The following is an 18061-nucleotide window of genomic DNA, read 5'->3' as shown; positions in this document are numbered from 1 at the left end:
ACAATTGGAAAACTATCAGAACGCTATTGAAAAGATGGGATTTAAAGTGACTAAAAAAGCCTTGGTTTACATTGGGGAAAGTTTGGAAATAGTAAATTTGTAATCTCAATTACAGCTAACAGCTAAACATCAAACACAAACTAAAATTCATAAACTACAACATGTACGGGAAAATTCATCAACACTTACAAAATGAGTTAAATACCATTGAACAAAACGGTATTTTCAAAAGAGAACGCATCATCACTTCGCCACAAGGCGCTGAAATTACAGTAAACGGCAAAACAGTTTTGAACTTTTGTGCCAATAATTATCTGGGCTTATCTTCCCATCCTGAAGTGATTCAGGCGGCTAAAGACACTTTAGATTCTCACGGTTTCGGCATGTCATCGGTGCGTTTCATTTGCGGAACTCAGGACATTCACAAAACTTTAGAGAAAAAGATAGCCGATTTCTATGGCACAGAAGACACCATTTTATACGCAGCCGCTTTTGATGCTAATGGTGGTGTTTTTGAACCATTATTGGGCGAAGAAGATTGTATTATTTCCGATAGTTTGAACCACGCTTCCATTATTGACGGAGTTCGTTTGTGTAAAGCCGCGCGTTACCGATATGAAAATTCCAATATGGAAGATTTGGAAAACCAGTTAAAAAAAGCTACTGAAGCCGGACATCGTTTCAAGTTAATTGTAACTGACGGCGTGTTTTCAATGGACGGATTAGTTGCTCCGCTTGACAAAATTTGTGACTTAGCCGACAAATATGATGCGTTAGTTATGGTTGACGAATGTCATGCGGCCGGTTTTATTGGAGCCACCGGAAAAGGAACACTCGAAGCCAAAGGCGTAATGGGCAGAGTTGACATCATCACCGGAACTCTCGGAAAAGCTTTAGGCGGTGCTATGGGCGGATATACCACAGCTAAAAAAGAAATCATAGAAATATTACGCCAACGTTCGCGCCCGTATTTATTCTCTAACTCTTTAGCTCCGGCTATTGTTGGTGCTTCTATTAAGGTTTTTGAACTTTTAGAGAAAGACACCACATTAAGAGATCAATTAGAGTGGAACACCAACTATTTCAAAGCCGGAATGAAAAAAGCAGGTTTGGATATAATCGATGGAGATTCGGCCATAGTACCGGTTATGCTCTATGACGCCAAACTTTCACAAATTATGGCCGACGAATTGTTGAAAAAAGGAATCTATGTTATCGGATTCTTTTTCCCGGTAGTTCCGAGAGACAAAGCCAGAATCAGAGTTCAGCTTTCCGCTGCGCATACCAAAGAGCATCTTGATCAGGCCATAAAAGCGTTTGAAGAGGTAGCTAAAGAACTTAAAATTATCTAAAAAGTAGTGTTTGTTGTACAGGAAAACATCAATTGTTCTACAAAACAGACCTTACTTATTGCATAATTATTATAAAAATTCTAAAATTGGCCGAATTCATTCTATAATTTCCATATTTTAACAATAAGATTTTGATATTATGTTAATAGGTATTACTTTTGCTCCATTATAATTTTTATAATTTAATCAAATTAAGTATGAAACATCTTAACAAATTATTCGTTGCTATGCTTTTGTTAGCTGGTTTTAGCTCACAAGCTCAAGACAGCAACAACCCTTGGGCAATAACGTTCGGGGTTAACGCAGTAGATACTAGAGTTAGTGCTGCATCTAAATTAGAAGACCAGTTCTCACAGTATTTCAATGCTAAAGACAATTGGAACATTCTTCCTGCTGTATCTTTTGTAAGCGTATCTAAAAACGTTGGAGGAAATTTTTCTTTCGGAATTACAGGTTCGATTAACAAAATTACTAAGTATGTGTTGCCAAGAGTTGACAACGGACCATATGAAGTAGTCAATCCAGGAGATTTAAACTATTATGCTGTTGATGGTGTTATCAACTACAGCTTAATGAACTTCATCAAATCCAAAAGAATCGATCCTTCAATTCACATTGGTGGTGGTTACACTTGGTTAGGAGATGAGGCTAGTGCAGGTACTATAAATGGAGGTTTAGGATTGACTTATTGGTTTAGTGAAACTGTAGGTTTATCTTACCGTACAACATACAAACACTCTTTCGAAGATTTACGTGAAGACATGCCGTCTCACACACAACATTTTGCAGGTCTTACCTTCAAATTCGGTGGTTCTGACAAAGATGGTGACGGAATTTATGACAAAGATGATGCTTGTCCTGAAGAGGCTGGTTTAAAACAATTCAATGGTTGTCCTGATACTGACGGTGACGGAATTGAAAACAGCAAAGACTCTTGTCCTGATGTAGCAGGTCCGGCTGAATTTAACGGTTGTCCTGATACTGATGCTGATGGCGTTGCTGATAATGTTGATGCTTGTCCTGAAGTTGCTGGTTTAAAAGTATTTGGCGGATGTCCTGATACTGACGGTGATGGTATTCAAGATAAAGAAGACAAATGTAAAGACGTTAAAGGTCCAAAAGAAAACGGTGGTTGTCCATGGCCGGATAGAGATGGTGACAATGTGTTAGATAAAGATGACAGATGTCCGGATGTAGCTGGTACTGTTGCTAATAACGGTTGTCCTGAAGTAACTGAGGAAGCTATCAAAAGATTGAATGACTATGCTAAAACTATCTTATTTGATAGTGGTAAAGCTTCATTCCAACAACAAACTTACCCGGTATTACAAGCTATTACTGCTATCTTAAAAGAGTATCCTAACTCTAACTTCTCAATTGAAGGTCACACAGATAGCGATGGTAAAGATGATGCTAACCAAACTTTATCTGAAAACAGAGCTGCTGCTGTGAAAAACTACTTAGTAGAAAACGGTATTGCTGCTTCAAGATTAACTTCAGCTGGTTTCGGTGAGTCTAAACCAATCGATACCAACAAAACTAAAGCTGGTAAAGCTAACAACAGAAGAGTTGAAGTGAAATTAGTAAAATAATTTCCTCCAAAATATTTTCAAGAAAACGCTCCGAAATTCGGAGCGTTTTTTTATTTTTATAAAATGTCAAAACCAACATTTCTTTACCAACTTGCACAGGAAATCCTAAAATCCCAAAGCCTCGGGACTGATAACTTATTAGACTTGGTAGTGATTTTGCCTAACAAAAGAGCCAAGGTCTTTTTACTGGAAGAACTAAAGAAATTAGTCCCAAATAATATTTTTGCTCCTGAAATTATAAGTATAGAAGATTTTATCCAAGACATTGCCGGAATTCGTTCTGTGGATAGTGTTGAATTGCTTTTTGAGTTTTATACTGTTTATCTTTCAGTTACCGAAAAAGCCCAACAGGAATCTTTTGAAACCTTTGCCAATTGGGCCAAAACATTGCTTCAAGATTTTAATGAAATCGATCGCTATCTACTTGAACCCGACAATGTTTTAAAATACCTCGAAAACATAAAGGAAATAGAACATTGGGCTGTTGATATTGAAAAAAGAACAGACCTAATAGAAAACTATCTGATTTTCTGGAAAAAATTGCCTGAGTATTATCATTCATTTTATGGTTATCTGCGCAACAAAGGGATTGGCTATCAAGGTTTAATCTATCGTGAAGCCGTGGGAAATTTGGATCATTTTTCTGAAAACAATACAAACCATTTCATCTTTGCGGGCTTCAACGCTTTGAATAAAGCCGAAGAAAAAATCATTCAACATATATTGGCATTAGACAAAGCTAAAATCTATTGGGATATCGATGAGACTTTGCTTCACGATACTTTTCACGATGCAGGTTTGTTCCAAAGAAGATTCAAATCGGAATGGATTTATTACAAAACACATCCTTACGAATGGATTGTCAACGATTTTACAGAAGCCAAAAACATCCATGTCATTGCCACTTCCAAAGCTATCGGTCAAGCCAAAATTACCGGAAGCATTATCGATAAATATATTGCCGAAAATGATTCAAATCTGCAAAATGTTGCTATTGTTTTAGGCGAAGAAAATTTATTATTACCCATTTTACATTCTTTACCCAATAGCGTAAATGCCTTGAATGTCACTATGGGTTTTTCGAGCAAAAACAATCCTGCTCAATTGTTGATTGCCAAATTATTCAAACTGCATTCTAACGCTTTATCAAGAAATCCGAGTAGTTATGTGATGTATTACAAAGATGTGCTCGATATTTTGACGCATCCATTGATCGAACCTTATGTAAACGCCGGTGAATTGGTCAACAAAATCAACAAAAACAATTATACTTTCATTACCCATAAAAAAGTAGAGGAACTACAAGCCGAAAACCATCCGTTGTTCGAACGGTTGTTTCGAAAATGGGATAACGGTTCAGTAGCCGTTCTGGAAAATCTGTCCCAAATCTTACTCCATATCAAATCGAATCTAAGTAACGACAACGAGGAAGAAAAAATAACAAATGCCTTTGTCTATTCAGTATTCAAAGTAATCAACAAAATGACTTCCTATTTTGGTCAACACCAAAACATAGACGACATCAAAACGCTACAAGCCATTTACAAACAAGTAATCGAAGTGGCCGAAGTGTCTTTTGAAGGCGAACCACTTGACGGCTTACAAATCATGGGCGTTTTAGAAAGCCGAGTCCTCGATTTTGAAACGGTAATCATCACCTCGGTTAACGAAGGCAAATTTCCGGCGGGGAAAAGCAGCAATTCGTTTATACCGTATGATGTTAAAAAGGAATATGAATTGCCGACATATAAAGAAAAAGACGCGATTTATACCTATCACTTCTATCATTTATTACAGCGTGCTAAAAACATTTACCTCATCTACAACGCCGACAGCGACGGTTTTGATGCAGGCGAAAAAAGTCGTTTTATTACCCAATTGGAAGTCGAAAAACAACCCAAACACAACCTAACGTTTCAATATTTCAACCCCGATGTACCCAATATTGCACACCAACCGATAGTAGTACCAAAAACGGAAAGTGTTATAGAACGTTTGCGCGAAATTGCTGCGAATGGCTTTTCGCCTTCGTCGTTAACAACTTACATCAGAAACCCGATTCAGTTTTATTTTGAAAGGGTATTGCGCATTAAAGAAGTTGATGAAGTGGAAGAAAATGTGGCGGCCAATACTTTGGGTACCATCATCCATGGCACACTCGAAGCGTTGTACAAACCTTTTATCGGAAGAGTATTGACCAAAGCGGATATCGAAAGTTGTTTCAAAAAGATAGATGACGAAGTATTGAAGCAGTTCAAAGAAGTATACAAAGAAGGCGAAATCAAAAAAGGCCGAAACCTATTGGCTTTTGAAGTAGCTAAACGCAATGTCTTCAACTTTCTCAAACTCGAATTAGAGTCTTTGGAAAGTGGTGATGAAGTGCAAATCATCGCTTTGGAACAATCTTTTGAAAGAACTTTAGATGATGTGCGTTTGCCATTTCCCGTATTAATCAAAGGAAATGTAGATCGAATTGAATACAGATCAAAAAAAGGAGAAAAGAGCAAAATCAGAATCATCGATTACAAAACGGGTAAAGTTGAGCAAAAAAGTGTCACCTTAAAAGATTGGAATGGCTTAATCGAAGACATTAAAAACGATAAAATCATACAGATTTTAGCTTATGCTTTTATGTATGAAGAACAAGCCAAAGGTCACGAAATAGAAGCCGGAATCATTTCCTTTAAAAATTTAAAATCAGGATTTTTACCTTTTAATGTCAAGCAGGATAAAGAAGTATTCGAAGTCATTTCGCCTGAAATCATGGAAGCTTATTTAGAGCAGATTGTGGTTTTGCTACAGGAAATATTTAGTATGGAAAAACCTTTTGAAGAGAAAATATAATACTTTACCACGAAGAGCACGAAGACTTTTCACAAAGCACACAAAGAACTTAGTGAGCTTTGTGCCTTCTAAGTGACTTAGTGGGTAACCCTTTTCAAAAAACCCAACAACACTTTCATCAATTCCTTTTCGTTTTCAATGTGGCTCATGTGTCCGTCGGGGAAAGTGGTGAGTTCGACTTTGGTGCTTTCTATTTGTTCCAAACTGTCTTCATAAATCAGCACGCCATCTTTTTGCCCTAAAACCAATTGCATAGGATAAGGCGCAAAATGCAGAATCACTTCGCGGTCTTTTCGGATTTTCATACCTTCTAAAGCGGCTACGATGCCTTGCAACGGTGTTTTCAAAGCCTGCTCTTTTACCTTTTCAATTTCTTTGGCCAAGCGTTCGCGGTTGTCTTCGGCAAACAAATTGGCAATCGACATACTAACAAAAGCGCCATAATTTTGTTTGACACAAACTATAGCCCTATCGCGATTGATTTTGCGTTCATCGCTATCCGCACGGGAAGTAGAATTCAGCAAGAACAACCCTTTCATGTGATCGGGATACAATTCGGCGAAAGCCAAAGCCACATAACCGCCCATAGAATGACCAACCAAAACCACTTTTCTGATTTTAAGATGCGTCAGCAAAGCAAACAACATATCGGCTTGGTCTTCCATCGCGTGCACGTAACCAAGACATTCGGTTTCGCCGTGACCTAATAAATCGACTGTGATGACACGATGTTTCTTAGAAAGCTCGGGCGCAAAAGCGTTCCACATCGTTCTGTTTTCCAGAAAACCGTGCAATAAAACTACAGCTGTCCCTTTACCTTCGTCGGTAAAAGAGATTTTGGTGTTTTTATAGGTAATGGTTTTCATCAATGCAAAAATAAATTTTTACCATTAAGAAGTTAAGTTTTTCCATTAAGAAAAATTAAGCTTAATGAAATTCTTAATTACTCTTAACTCCTTAATGGTAAAACAAAAACGACCCACAAAGTGAGCCGTCTTTCTTCTTGCTTCTTTTCTCTTTCTTCTAACTAAGAATTCATCAAACTCTCAATTTCCTCCACTTCAATCGGGATATTTCTCATTAAGTTGAATGGCTCACCTTTTTCCTGGATTACTACATCATCCTCCAAACGGATTCCGAAACCTTCCGCCGGAATGTAGATGCCCGGTTCAACGGTGAACACCATATTGGCTTGCATGGGTTCGTGTAATAAACCATAATCATGCGTGTCTAATCCCATGTGGTGTGACGTTCCGTGCATGAAATATTTTTTATAGGCCGGCCAATCCGGGTTTTCGTTTTGAACATCGGCTTTGTCAATTAGGCCTAAACCTAATAATTCTGAAGTCATGATTTTGCCCACCTCAACATGGTATTGTTTCCAATAATTGCCGGTGACCAACATTTTGGTCGCTTCGTTTTTCACGCGCAACACGGCATTGTAAACCGCTTTTTGGCGGTCATTAAATTTCCCCGAAACCGGAATCGTTCTGGTCATGTCGCTAGAGTAATTCGCATACTCAGCACCAACATCCAACAGCAATAAATCGCCGGCTTTGCATTGTTGGTTGTTTTCTATATAATGCAACACATTGGCATTATTCCCTGAAGCGATGATAGGCGTATAAGCAAATCCTTTGGAACGGTTGATTAAAAATTCGTGGGCGAACTCGGCTTCAATTTCGTATTCCATTACGTTAGGCTTGGTAAAGTTTAAAACCCTACGGAATCCTTTTTCAGTAATGTCACAGGCTTTTTGGATTAAGTCGATTTCTTCGCTTTCTTTTACCGAGCGCAATCTTTGTAAAATAGGGTTGGATTTTTCGACTTTATGCGCGGGATAATTTTCTTTCCACCATTTTACAAAACGGGCTTCACGGGTTTCGGTTTCTATGCTGGCGCGATAATGTTCATTCGTGTTAATGTAAATCGTATCGGCATAAGCCATGATTTCTTTCAACGTTTTGTGAAAATCCTGCAACCAGATTACCGATTTGATGCCCGATACTTCAAACGCTCGTTCTTTGGTTAGCTTCTCGCCTTCCCAAATGGCAATGTGTTCGTTGGTTTCTTTTAAGAATAATATTTGCTTCAAATGCTCATAAGGCGCATCCGGAAAAAGCAACAAGATGCTTTCTTCCTGGTCAACTCCTGATAAGTAAAAAATATCACGGTGCTGTGCAAAAGGCAAAGTACTATCGGCCGAAACCGGATAAATATCATTAGAATTAAAAACCGCTACACTGTTCGGTTTCATTTGTGCGGTAAATTTGGCTCTGTTTTTCACAAACAAATCGCGGTCTATTGGATGGTATTTCATAACTGATTTGAAAATTAATTGATTTGAAAATTGATTTCCATCAAAATTACACAATAGTCGAAAGCGATTAGTAGCCAAATGGCGTTATTTTTATCAGCCGATGTTTTTCCGAATGCGGCTCATGTGGCGATTGGAAATGCCGAGGAAAGAAGCCAAGTAGTGTAGTGGTACTTCTTGAAGTAATTTCGGCTCAGTGGCTAATAGTTTTTTATAGCGTTCTTCCGGAGTTAGTGTGAGCAAGTCGATGCGATAATCGTCTATCAACATGATTTGCCTTTCGATTAAATTGTGGTAAAACTGTTGGAACGCTTCATTATTTGATTGTAAATCTTTGAAAGTTTCCAAATCGGCTACCCAAAGCCGACAATCGACCAAGGCTTTGATGCTTTTTCGCGACGGAACTTTATTGAGAAAACTATTTAGCGATGACGTAACCGAATTCCGCAAGGCCAAGTAAGTCGTTTTTTCTTCATCATCTACCAAAATGGCGTGTTGCAATATGCCGCTTTCCACATAACAGAAATAGGGACAGACTTGATTCTCCTCGACTAAAAGTTGGTTCTTTTTTAAGGTCAACACCTTGAAACGATTGGCGATTTCGAGCAGTGATTCTTCCAAATGCTTGTCTGAATCATTCATAAAATGACGCAAATAGTTTAAAAAAGCCACGATGTCGTTTTGATTTTTCATAAATATCAGGCACAAAAATATTCTTTTTTAAGACACATTTTTTTATTCAATCATTAATGAATAATTTTAAACAAAATTTAGCTTATGAAAAAGGTTACGTTGTTCATCACATTTTTGATTGGTTTTGTTTTATCGGCTCAGGACAAAAAAGCCTACCAATTGTTTGACAAAAAAGGCAAAAAGACCACTTATGCTAAACTCTTGAAAGATACCGAAAAAGCGCAAGTGGTTTTGTTTGGCGAATACCATAACAATTCGGTAGTACATTGGTTGCAACTGGAATTAACCAAAGATTTGGCAGAGAAAAAGCCTTTGGTTTTAGGCGCGGAAATGATAGAATCCGACAACCAGAAACAGTTAAACCAGTATTTAAACGGAGAAATCAACCAAAAACAATTGGACACTACAGCGCGCCTTTGGCCCAATTTCAAAACCGATTACAAACCCTTAGTTGACTTTGCCAAAGCAAAAAAACTGCCTTTTATTGCTACGAATATTCCAAGAAGGTATGCTTCTATGGTTTCTAAAAAAGGATTTGAAGCGTTGGAAACTTTAACGGCTGAAGAAAAATCTTGGATAGCGCCTTTGCCGATGGCCTATGACGAAAATTTACCGGGTTATGTCAATATGATGAAAATGATGGGCGATCATGCCAGTCCGAATATGCCGAAAGCGCAAGCCAGTAAAGACGCCACTATGGCTTATTTTATTCAGAAGAACTTAAAACCGGATTCGATTTTCATTCACTACAACGGCACTTACCATTCGGACAACTTTGAAGGGATTTATTGGTATTTGAAAAATGCGTTGCCCAACCTTCCGATAATCACCATTGCTACAATAGAACAGAAAGATTTAGAAAAAATAATGCCTGAAGAATACAATAAAGCCGACTATATTCTCGTTATAGATGAAGATGTAACAAAAACACATTAACATCGTCTTAACAATATCAATCAAAATCAATCATCTGAAGCGTAGCCGAATTGTTTGGCTCGTAGCGGAAAAAATCAAAATACAATGAAAAAAGTTTATATTCTTCTGCTCTTCTTTATCGTTGCGATACCTTTCTTTTCTTGTAGCAGTGATGGCGCTCCGGAAGAACCGATGCTGATCATCAAGTTTCAATTCGATGAGAATCAAATCCGTTTAAATAACTTGGGACAACCTGCTGTAGTAGCTCCGGGGAATGCGGCTCAATCACCGATTTTCAATACTATTTCCTCCCATTATATTGAATTAGCGCCGAATGCCAATACACAATTGGGCAACGGAACCATACTCTACCACGCTCCTGAAACAAACATTGGAGGTGCTACTGCCATCGATTTTAGTCAGTCTAAAATTGTGGCGGAAGGCGAAACTTTTCTGGAAATTCCATTGAGTCAAGTGGCTTCGGGAAGTTATGAATGGATGCGCGTTTCTTTATCGTATCAGAATTACCAAATCAACATTCGCCATCAAAATGTAGATTACACCGGAACTCTAGCCAGTTTTGTTGGGTTTAATACCTACATCGACGAATTTAATATCGGCAATAATATTTTTCAAGTCAATGCCAACAAAGCACAGGGTTATTGGGCATTTGGACTGAACAATCAGCCTTACTCATCCTCCGGACAAGCGCCTGCAGGAACTACCACCGTTCCTAATCCGATTGAGGCCACTTCTCCAATTCCCAGAAACTTAAACACCTGTGTTGTGACCGGAAAGTTTGCCAATAATTTGGTCATCAGCGGCAACGAAACAGAAAATGTAGTGATAACTCTTTCCCTTTCAATCAACAACAGTTTTGAGTGGCAAGAAGTGAATACCGACGGCAAATTTGAACCTTCCATTGGGGAAAATGTTGTAGACATGGGATTACGTGGCTTGATTCCGAGTTACGTAAGATAGTTTTGTTTAAGTTTTTGATCTTAAAAAAGCCTTTTAAACAATTGATAATCAACAACTGTTAAACTCACTTTAAATTCATTATAAATTATAACGAAAAGGTTGTAGTTAATCCCAAATAGCCTTATTTTTGTGTGATTTTTTTAAACAATTATACACAACAATTATGGCAAAATCTGCACTTTTAAAGTCGTCCTTGGCAAAAAAATATTGGATGGCTCTTACAGGTTTATTTTTATGCTTGTTTTTAGCGGGTCACTTAGCAGGAAATCTTCAATTAATTTTTAGCGATGCATCAGCGTTCAATAAGTATGCGTTGTTCATGACCTCTAATCCGGCAGTAAAAATTCTTTCTTATCTCACTTACCTTTCTATTCTTTTCCACGCCGTTGACGGGTTTTTATTGACTTATCAAAATGTGAAAGCAAGACCTATTGGTTACGCCAAAAACAATCCTTCCAAAAACAGCAGTTTTTCTTCCAGAAATATGGCGGTATTGGGGACTTTGATTTTGGTTTTTATTGTAACACACATGGTAAACTTTTGGGCGGTAATGCATTTTGATGAAAAAATGCCATTGCAAACCATCACGGTGGACCAAATGGGACAAAAAATGGATTATTACATTACCACTGACAACGGAAAATTTTTCCCTGCTGATTCCGCTCAGCTGCAACAAATGGGATTGGAAATCAGAAACAGAACAGAGTTTTACAATAAAGTGGCCAATGTAAAAATGGGCGATGGCTATAAAGATTTGCACAAAATTACCGTGGCTTTCTTCAAAGACCCTAAAACTGGTTTAATTGCAACAATTGCTTATGTTTTAGCCATGTTTGTATTGGCTTTCCACTTGCTTCACGGTTTCCAAAGTGCTTTCCAATCATTGGGATTAAACAATCCTAAGTATACGCCGGCCATCAAAGGTTTCGGAAAAGCATTTGCTATAGTAGTGCCGCTATTATTTGCTGCAATTCCGGTTTACATTCACTTTTTCCTAAAATAATCAACATCAGTATACATCATGAAGTTAGATTCTAAAATACCAGAAGGTTCTATTTCAGAGAAATGGACTAATCATAAAAATCATTTAAAATTAGTTGCGCCAAACAACCGTCCGAAAATCGATATAATCGTAGTTGGAACCGGTTTAGCCGGCGCTTCTGCCGCTGCTTCTTTAGGGGAAATGGGATATAATGTAAAAGCATTTTGTTTCCAAGATTCTCCAAGAAGAGCACACTCTATCGCTGCTCAAGGCGGAATCAACGCAGCCAAAAATTACCAAAACGACGGCGACAGTACTTACAGACTATTTTACGATACCATCAAAGGCGGTGATTACAGAGCTCGTGAGGCTAACGTTCACCGTTTGGCCGAAGTTTCTGCCAATATCATTGACCAATGTGTGGCACAAGGTGTTCCTTTTGCCCGTGATTACGGCGGAATGTTAGACAACCGTTCATTTGGTGGAACGCAAGTACAACGTACTTTTTACGCCGCCGGACAAACCGGTCAACAATTGTTATTAGGCGCTTATTCAGCCTTATCCAGACAAATTGGAATTGGAAATGTACAAATGTTCAACCGTCACGAAATGTTGGATTTAGTAAAAGTTGACGGAAAAGCCCGTGGAATTATTGCCCGTAACCTAGTTACAGGAGCATTAGAAAGACATTCGGCTCATGCCGTAATTATAGCTTCAGGTGGTTATGGAAATGTATATTTCTTGTCAACCAATGCCATGGGAAGTAACGTAACTGCCGGTTGGAAAGTTCACAAAAGAGGCGCATTATTCGCGAATCCTTGTTTTGTACAAATTCACCCAACTTGTATTCCTGTTCACGGCGTAAACCAATCGAAATTGACATTGATGTCGGAATCGTTGCGTAACTCCGGTAGAATTTGGGTGCCGAAAAGAAAAGAAGATGCCGAAGCGATTCGCGCCGGAAAATTAAAACCAACACAACTCAAAGAAGAAGACAGAGATTATTTCTTAGAAAGAAGATATCCTGCTTTTGGAAACTTAGTACCACGTGACGTAGCTTCAAGAGCGGCTAAAGAGCGTTGTGACGAAGGCTATGGAATTGAAGCAAACGACACCAATGAAGGTGTTTACTTAGATTTCTCTTCCGAAATCCAAACCAAAGGTCGCCAAGCGGCTTACTCTCAAGGAAATCACAATCCGTCAGCGGAAGAAGTGACCAAATTGGGTAAAAAATGGTTGGAAGAAAAATACGGGAACCTTTTCGCGATGTATGAAAAAATAACCGACGAAAATCCATACGAAACGCCAATGAAGATTTATCCGGCGGTTCACTACACTATGGGTGGTGTTTGGGTAGATTACAATTTACAATCCACTATTCCGGGTTGTTTCGTTGCCGGGGAAGCGAATTTCTCTGACCACGGAGCAAACAGATTAGGGGCTTCAGCTTTGATGCAAGGTTTAGCCGATGGTTATTTCGTATTGCCTTACACGGTTTCCAACTATTTGGCAGACGAAATCAGAACCGGAAAAATTTCTATCGATTCTCCTGAATTCGCCGAAGCAGAAAACAGTGTAAAAGAAGCAATCGATAAATTCCTAAGCAATAACGGAACGAAATCGGTTGACCATTTCCACAAACGTTTAGGTTTGATTATGTGGAATAAGGTTGGTATGGCTCGTAACGAAAAAGGATTGAAAGAAGCCATCGAAGAAATCGCGGCCTTAAAAGAAGAATTCTACAAAGACGTTTACGTTCCGGGAAGTTCAGACGAATTAAACCCTGAATTAGAGAAAGCACTTCGTGTGGCCGACTTTATCGATTTAGGACAGTTAATGGCCATGGATGCACTACAAAGAAAAGAATCTTGTGGTGGTCACTTCCGTGAAGAATACCAAGATTCAGAAGGAGAAACCCTTCGTGATGACGAAAACTTTTCATTTGTCAGCGCTTGGGAATACATGGGCTACGACATCAGCCAAGAAAATCTTCACAAAGAAGAATTGAAATACGAGTTTATCAAAATAGCCGCTCGTAATTATAAATAGAGTAATTAGTGAATAGTAATTGGTAATTAGTTAATGAGTACTATAAAATCGTATAAAGATTTATTGATTTGGCAAAAAGGGTTTCAAATTGTCATTTCTACTTATAAATTGACTAAGGATTTTCCTCAAGAAGAATTGTACGCATTGACTAATCAAATTAAAAGAGCTTCTGTTTCAATTCCGTCTAATATTGCGGAAGGTTATGGAAGAAACACCGATAAATCTTTTGGGCATTTTATCGATATTTCTAGAGGCTCTTTGTATGAATTAGAAACGCAATTACTTATCGCTAAAGAATTAGAATTTATTCAAGATTTAGATATGTTTAATCATGTAATTAGTTTGATTAATGAAGAAAGTAAAATGATAAACGCTTTTTATAACTCAATATCAAAAAGCTAATCACTAATCACTAATTACCAATCACTTAAATAAAAACACATGAGTGCAGCAAAAAACATCAATATAACCCTTAAAATTTGGCGTCAAAAAAATGCCAAAGCCAAAGGTCAAATAGAAACTTATAAATTAGATAACGTTTCTACTGCGAGTTCATTTTTGGAAATGTTAGACCAATTGAACGAGCAATTAATCAACGAGAAAAAAGAACCGGTGGCTTTCGACCACGATTGTCGCGAAGGGATCTGCGGTATGTGTTCGTTATACATCAACGGTCGTGCACACGGTCCGGATACCGGAACTACGACTTGTCAATTGCACATGCGAAAATTCAACGACGGCGATACCATCTACATTGAACCTTGGAGAAGTAAAGCTTTCCCGGTGGTTAAAGATTTAGTAGTTGACCGAAGTGCCTTCGACAGAATCCAACAAGCCGGTGGTTTCGTTTCGGTAAATACTTCCGGAAGAACCATTGATGCCAATGCAACTCCGGTACCAAAACACGACGCTGACCGAGCTTTTGAAGCCGCTGCTTGTATCGGCTGCGGTGCTTGTGTGGCGACTTGTAAAAACGGTTCCGCTATGCTATTCGTTGGTGCCAAAGTATCGCAATACGCTTTATTACCACAAGGAAAAGTAGAAGCCACGCAACGTGTTTTAAACATGGTACGCCAAATGGACGAAGAAGGATTCGGAAACTGTACCAATACCGGTGCTTGTGAAGTTGAATGTCCGAAAGGCATTTCCTTGGAAAACATCGCGCGCATGAACCGCGAATATCTAAAAGCGAGTATCAAATAGGTATTAGCCAAAGGCATATAACATTAAAACGCATTCATTCATTTGGATGCGTTTTTTTATGGCGTGTCCTTTCAGGCCGCGCTTTCCGCAGTACACGGTACTTGCTCCAATCGCTCACGCAAACCCTGCAATAAAAATGTATATTTACAGTAACAAACTATCAACTTCATTCCGAATGAAAAAAATCCTCTTTTCATTGATGATTATTTTGGTTTTTAGCAGTACCATTTCTGCACAAAAATTAAAATTAATGACCTACAACATTCGCCTCGACCTAGCTTCAGACGGCGAAAATGCTTGGCCGAATCGCAAAGCATATTGGGCATCGCAAGTGGGTTTTTACGAACCGGATATCTTGGGTATACAAGAGGCTTTACCGCATCAAGTAACTGATATTGCCAGCTTATTGCCCAACTACAATTACATCGGTACCGGCAGAGATGGTGAAGGCAAAGGCGAATCGTCCAATATCTTTTACCAAAAAAACCGATTCAAAGTCTTGCTCGAAAACACCTTTTGGCTTTCGGAAACACCGGATAAAATCTCCAAAGGTTGGGACGCCGCACTCAATCGTGTGTGCACTTATGCTTTGTTTAAAGACCATAAAACCAAACAAACTTTCTGGGTTTTCAACACGCATTTAGACCATATGGGCGAATTGGCACGTACAAATTCCATACTGCTGATACTGTCTAAAATCGCGGCACTCAATACTAAAAATTATCCTGTTTTTTTGATGGGCGATTTCAATTCAGAACCAACCGAAGAGCGAATCATCAACCTAAAAAAAGAAATGCCCGACAGTCACGATATCTCGGAAGAAAAACCTTTTGGCCCAAGCGGTACTTTCAACGGTTTCAAACACAATGAAGGTGTGACTAAACGCATTGATTACATCTTCTTATCTAAAAACAATCCGTTCAAAGTAAAAAAATACGCCATTTTGAGTGATGCTAAAGATTTGAAATATCCTTCTGATCACTTGCCCGTTTTCATCGAACTCAAAATTTAACAAAAGCATTTGCTATCTTTGAGATTACAAACAAACACACTATGACACTTAGATTCTCAAGCTTATTTTTATTGTTTTCGCTCTCCGTTTTTGGCCAAAATCTCCACCAGTATGTCAACCCAATGATTGGCACCGGTGGTCACGGACATACTTATCCCGGCGCTACAGTACCTTTCGGCATGGTGCAATTGTCACCCGATACCCGCATTGACGGCAGTTGGGACGGTTGTTCCGGTTATCATTACGACGACACCGTAATTTACGGTTTTTCCCATACGCATTTGAATGGTACAGGTTGTAGCGATTATGGCGACATCATGCTGATGCCAACTATGGGTGAACCTAAGTTAAGCCCAAAAGATTACAGCTCAACCTTTTCACATGCTAACGAAAAAGCCTCAGCAGGCTACTACGCTGTAAAACTCGACAAACACAATATTGACGTGGCTTTGACTTCTTCTACTCGTGTGGGTTTTCACCAATATACTTTCAATAATTCGGGTCAAGCCAATATTATTTTGGATTTAAACCACCGCGATAAATTGTTACAAGGCGAAGTGCGCATCGTGAATGCTAAAACCATCGAAATCCTCCGAAGAAGTGAAGCTTGGGCGAAAGACCAATACGTTTTTGCCCGTATAGAATTCAGCCATCCGATGCAAATCAATAAAATCAGAAGTAATAACTCAGCTCAAGCTGCTGCTACTGACAAAGTATTTAAAGGAACGCAATTGGCCTTAAGTTTTTCTAAAAAAGTGAGTAAAGGTGATAAAATATGGGTCAAAGTCGCTTTGTCACCAACGGGTTACGAAGGCGCCAAAGGCAACATGAGCGAAATTCCGGGTTGGGATTTTAGTAAAGTTCAAAAAGCCGCCGAGCAACTTTGGGACCAACAATTGGCCAAAATTGAAATCACCGAAACCAATACAGACAAACTCTCGATTTTCTACACTGCCTTATACCACACGATGGTGCAACCGAATATCGCCCAAGACATAGACGGCAAATACCGTGGTCGTGACAATCAAATTCATAAAGCAGAAGGATTTGATTACTATTCGGTGTTTTCGCTTTGGGATACCTTCCGTGGTGCGCATCCGTTGTATACTTTAATCGAAAAAAAGCGCACGGTGGATTTCATCAACACGTTTTTAAAACAATACGAACAAGGTGGCAGATTACCCGTTTGGGAATTGGCCTCCAATGAAACCGATTGTATGATTGGCTATCATTCGGTTTCTGTAATGGCTGACGCTATGGCCAAAGGCATCAAAGGTTTTGATTACGAATTGGCATTTCAGGCCGCCAAACATTCAGCTATGTTAGATCATCTCGGGTTGAACGCCTATAAAAGACAAGGGTTTATCTCGATGGATGATGAGCACGAAAGCGTTTCCAAAACCTTGGAATATGCTTATGACGATTGGTGTATTGCCCAAATGGCTAAAATTTTGAATAAAAAAGCCGACTACGATTACTTTATGAAACGCTCACAAAGCTGGAAAAATGTCTTCGATTGGACAACCGGTTTTATGCGTCCAAAGAAAAACGGCGGCTGGGACAAACCTTTTGACCCACGGGAAATTAACAACAATTTCACCGAAGGCAACTCGTGGCAATACTCATTCTTTGTACCGCAAGACATACAAGGCATGGTTGAAGCTTACGGCGGTCCGGAAAAATTTGAAGTCAAACTCGACGAAATGTTTAACAGCGAAAGTAAAACCACGGGACGAGAGCAAGTGGATGTTACCGGGTTAATTGGTCAATATGCGCACGGCAATGAGCCGAGTCACCATATGGCGTATTTGTACAATTACATTGGCAAACCCGAGAAAACCAAGGAAAAAGTGCATTATATCTTAAACGAATTCTATAAAAACACACCCGATGGTTTGATTGGTAATGAGGATTGCGGTCAAATGAGTGCCTGGTATGTTTTGAGTTCGATGGGAATTTATGCGGTTACTCCGGGTAAAACAGGCTGGAGTACAACCGAACCTTATTTTGAAAGTATTAAAGTCCATTTAAACGAAAACAAAACCGACTACATCAACCGTAATCGGAATGGCGATTATTTACAAATTTTCGGGCTGGAAGAATTTCAAAAGACTCCGCATC

The 18061-nt window shown here is 38.9% G+C and carries 14 protein-coding genes; 11 read left to right on the top strand and 3 right to left on the bottom strand.

Features of this window, described 5'->3' with window-relative positions; genetic code table 11:
• The first annotated feature begins 161 nt into the window (after positions 1-161).
• The 3 genes from kbl to ACIQ32_RS07600 all read left to right on the top strand — a co-directional run bounded on the left by kbl (position 162) and on the right by ACIQ32_RS07600 (position 5788).
• Positions 162-1352, top strand: a complete 1191-nt coding sequence (gene kbl, locus ACIQ32_RS07610; RefSeq protein WP_396195089.1) for a glycine C-acetyltransferase — start codon at positions 162-164, stop codon at positions 1350-1352.
• A 197-nt stretch (positions 1353-1549) separates the two neighbouring features.
• Positions 1550-2944 (top strand): OmpA family protein, encoded by a 1395-nt coding sequence (locus ACIQ32_RS07605; protein WP_396195088.1) that lies wholly within the window; start codon positions 1550-1552, stop codon positions 2942-2944.
• Positions 2945-3007: 63 nt separating this feature from the next.
• Positions 3008-5788: a PD-(D/E)XK nuclease family protein gene (locus ACIQ32_RS07600; RefSeq protein WP_396195087.1), complete on the top strand. Its 2781-nt coding sequence runs from the start codon at positions 3008-3010 to the stop codon at positions 5786-5788.
• Positions 5789-5865: 77 nt separating this feature from the next.
• Here the strand turns inward: ACIQ32_RS07600 and ACIQ32_RS07595 are convergent, their stop codons facing one another.
• From ACIQ32_RS07595 to ACIQ32_RS07585, 3 genes are all read right to left on the bottom strand, one after another.
• Positions 5866-6654: an alpha/beta fold hydrolase gene (locus tag ACIQ32_RS07595; protein WP_396195086.1), complete on the bottom strand. Its 789-nt coding sequence runs from the start codon at positions 6652-6654 to the stop codon at positions 5866-5868.
• A gap of 161 nt (positions 6655-6815) precedes the next feature.
• Positions 6816-8108 carry an aminopeptidase P family protein gene (locus ACIQ32_RS07590; RefSeq protein WP_396195085.1) on the bottom strand — a complete coding sequence of 431 codons (1293 nt, stop codon included), beginning with the start codon at positions 8106-8108 and terminating at the stop codon, positions 6816-6818.
• A 93-nt stretch (positions 8109-8201) separates the two neighbouring features.
• Positions 8202-8798 carry a Crp/Fnr family transcriptional regulator gene (locus tag ACIQ32_RS07585; RefSeq protein ID WP_396195084.1) on the bottom strand — a complete coding sequence of 199 codons (597 nt, stop codon included), beginning with the start codon at positions 8796-8798 and terminating at the stop codon, positions 8202-8204.
• 84 nt (positions 8799-8882) lie between these two features.
• Here ACIQ32_RS07585 and ACIQ32_RS07580 point away from each other — a divergent pair, with 84 nt between their 5' ends.
• From ACIQ32_RS07580 to ACIQ32_RS07545, 8 genes are all read left to right on the top strand, one after another.
• Positions 8883-9734 (top strand): ChaN family lipoprotein, encoded by an 852-nt coding sequence (locus ACIQ32_RS07580; RefSeq protein ID WP_396195083.1) that lies wholly within the window; start codon positions 8883-8885, stop codon positions 9732-9734.
• Between the two features lie 84 nt (positions 9735-9818).
• The gene (locus tag ACIQ32_RS07575; protein WP_396195082.1) at positions 9819-10694 is read left to right on the top strand and encodes a hypothetical protein; all 876 of its coding nucleotides are present in this window, start codon (positions 9819-9821) and stop codon (positions 10692-10694) included.
• A 163-nt stretch (positions 10695-10857) separates the two neighbouring features.
• Positions 10858-11697, top strand: a complete 840-nt coding sequence (locus tag ACIQ32_RS07570; RefSeq protein WP_396195081.1) for a succinate dehydrogenase cytochrome b subunit — start codon at positions 10858-10860, stop codon at positions 11695-11697.
• Positions 11698-11715: 18 nt separating this feature from the next.
• Complete coding sequence (locus ACIQ32_RS07565; protein ID WP_396195080.1) at positions 11716-13725, top strand: fumarate reductase/succinate dehydrogenase flavoprotein subunit; 2010 nt, start codon at positions 11716-11718, stop codon at positions 13723-13725.
• A 33-nt stretch (positions 13726-13758) separates the two neighbouring features.
• A complete protein-coding gene (locus tag ACIQ32_RS07560; protein WP_396195079.1) occupies positions 13759-14127 on the top strand; it encodes a four helix bundle protein in 369 nt (122 codons plus the stop codon).
• Between the two features lie 39 nt (positions 14128-14166).
• Complete coding sequence (locus tag ACIQ32_RS07555; protein WP_396195078.1) at positions 14167-14928, top strand: succinate dehydrogenase/fumarate reductase iron-sulfur subunit; 762 nt, start codon at positions 14167-14169, stop codon at positions 14926-14928.
• A 175-nt stretch (positions 14929-15103) separates the two neighbouring features.
• The gene (locus tag ACIQ32_RS07550; protein ID WP_396195077.1) at positions 15104-15940 is read left to right on the top strand and encodes an endonuclease/exonuclease/phosphatase family protein; all 837 of its coding nucleotides are present in this window, start codon (positions 15104-15106) and stop codon (positions 15938-15940) included.
• A gap of 41 nt (positions 15941-15981) precedes the next feature.
• Positions 15982-18061, top strand: a 2080-nt coding sequence (locus ACIQ32_RS07545) for a GH92 family glycosyl hydrolase (RefSeq protein WP_396195076.1), incomplete at its 3' end; no start/stop codon positions are given.

The sequence above is a fragment of the Flavobacterium sp. genome (genome assembly GCF_044373165.1).
Taxonomy (GTDB): Bacteria; Bacteroidota; Bacteroidia; order Flavobacteriales; family Flavobacteriaceae; genus Flavobacterium.
This window is presented reverse-complemented; position numbering and strand designations above follow the sequence as displayed.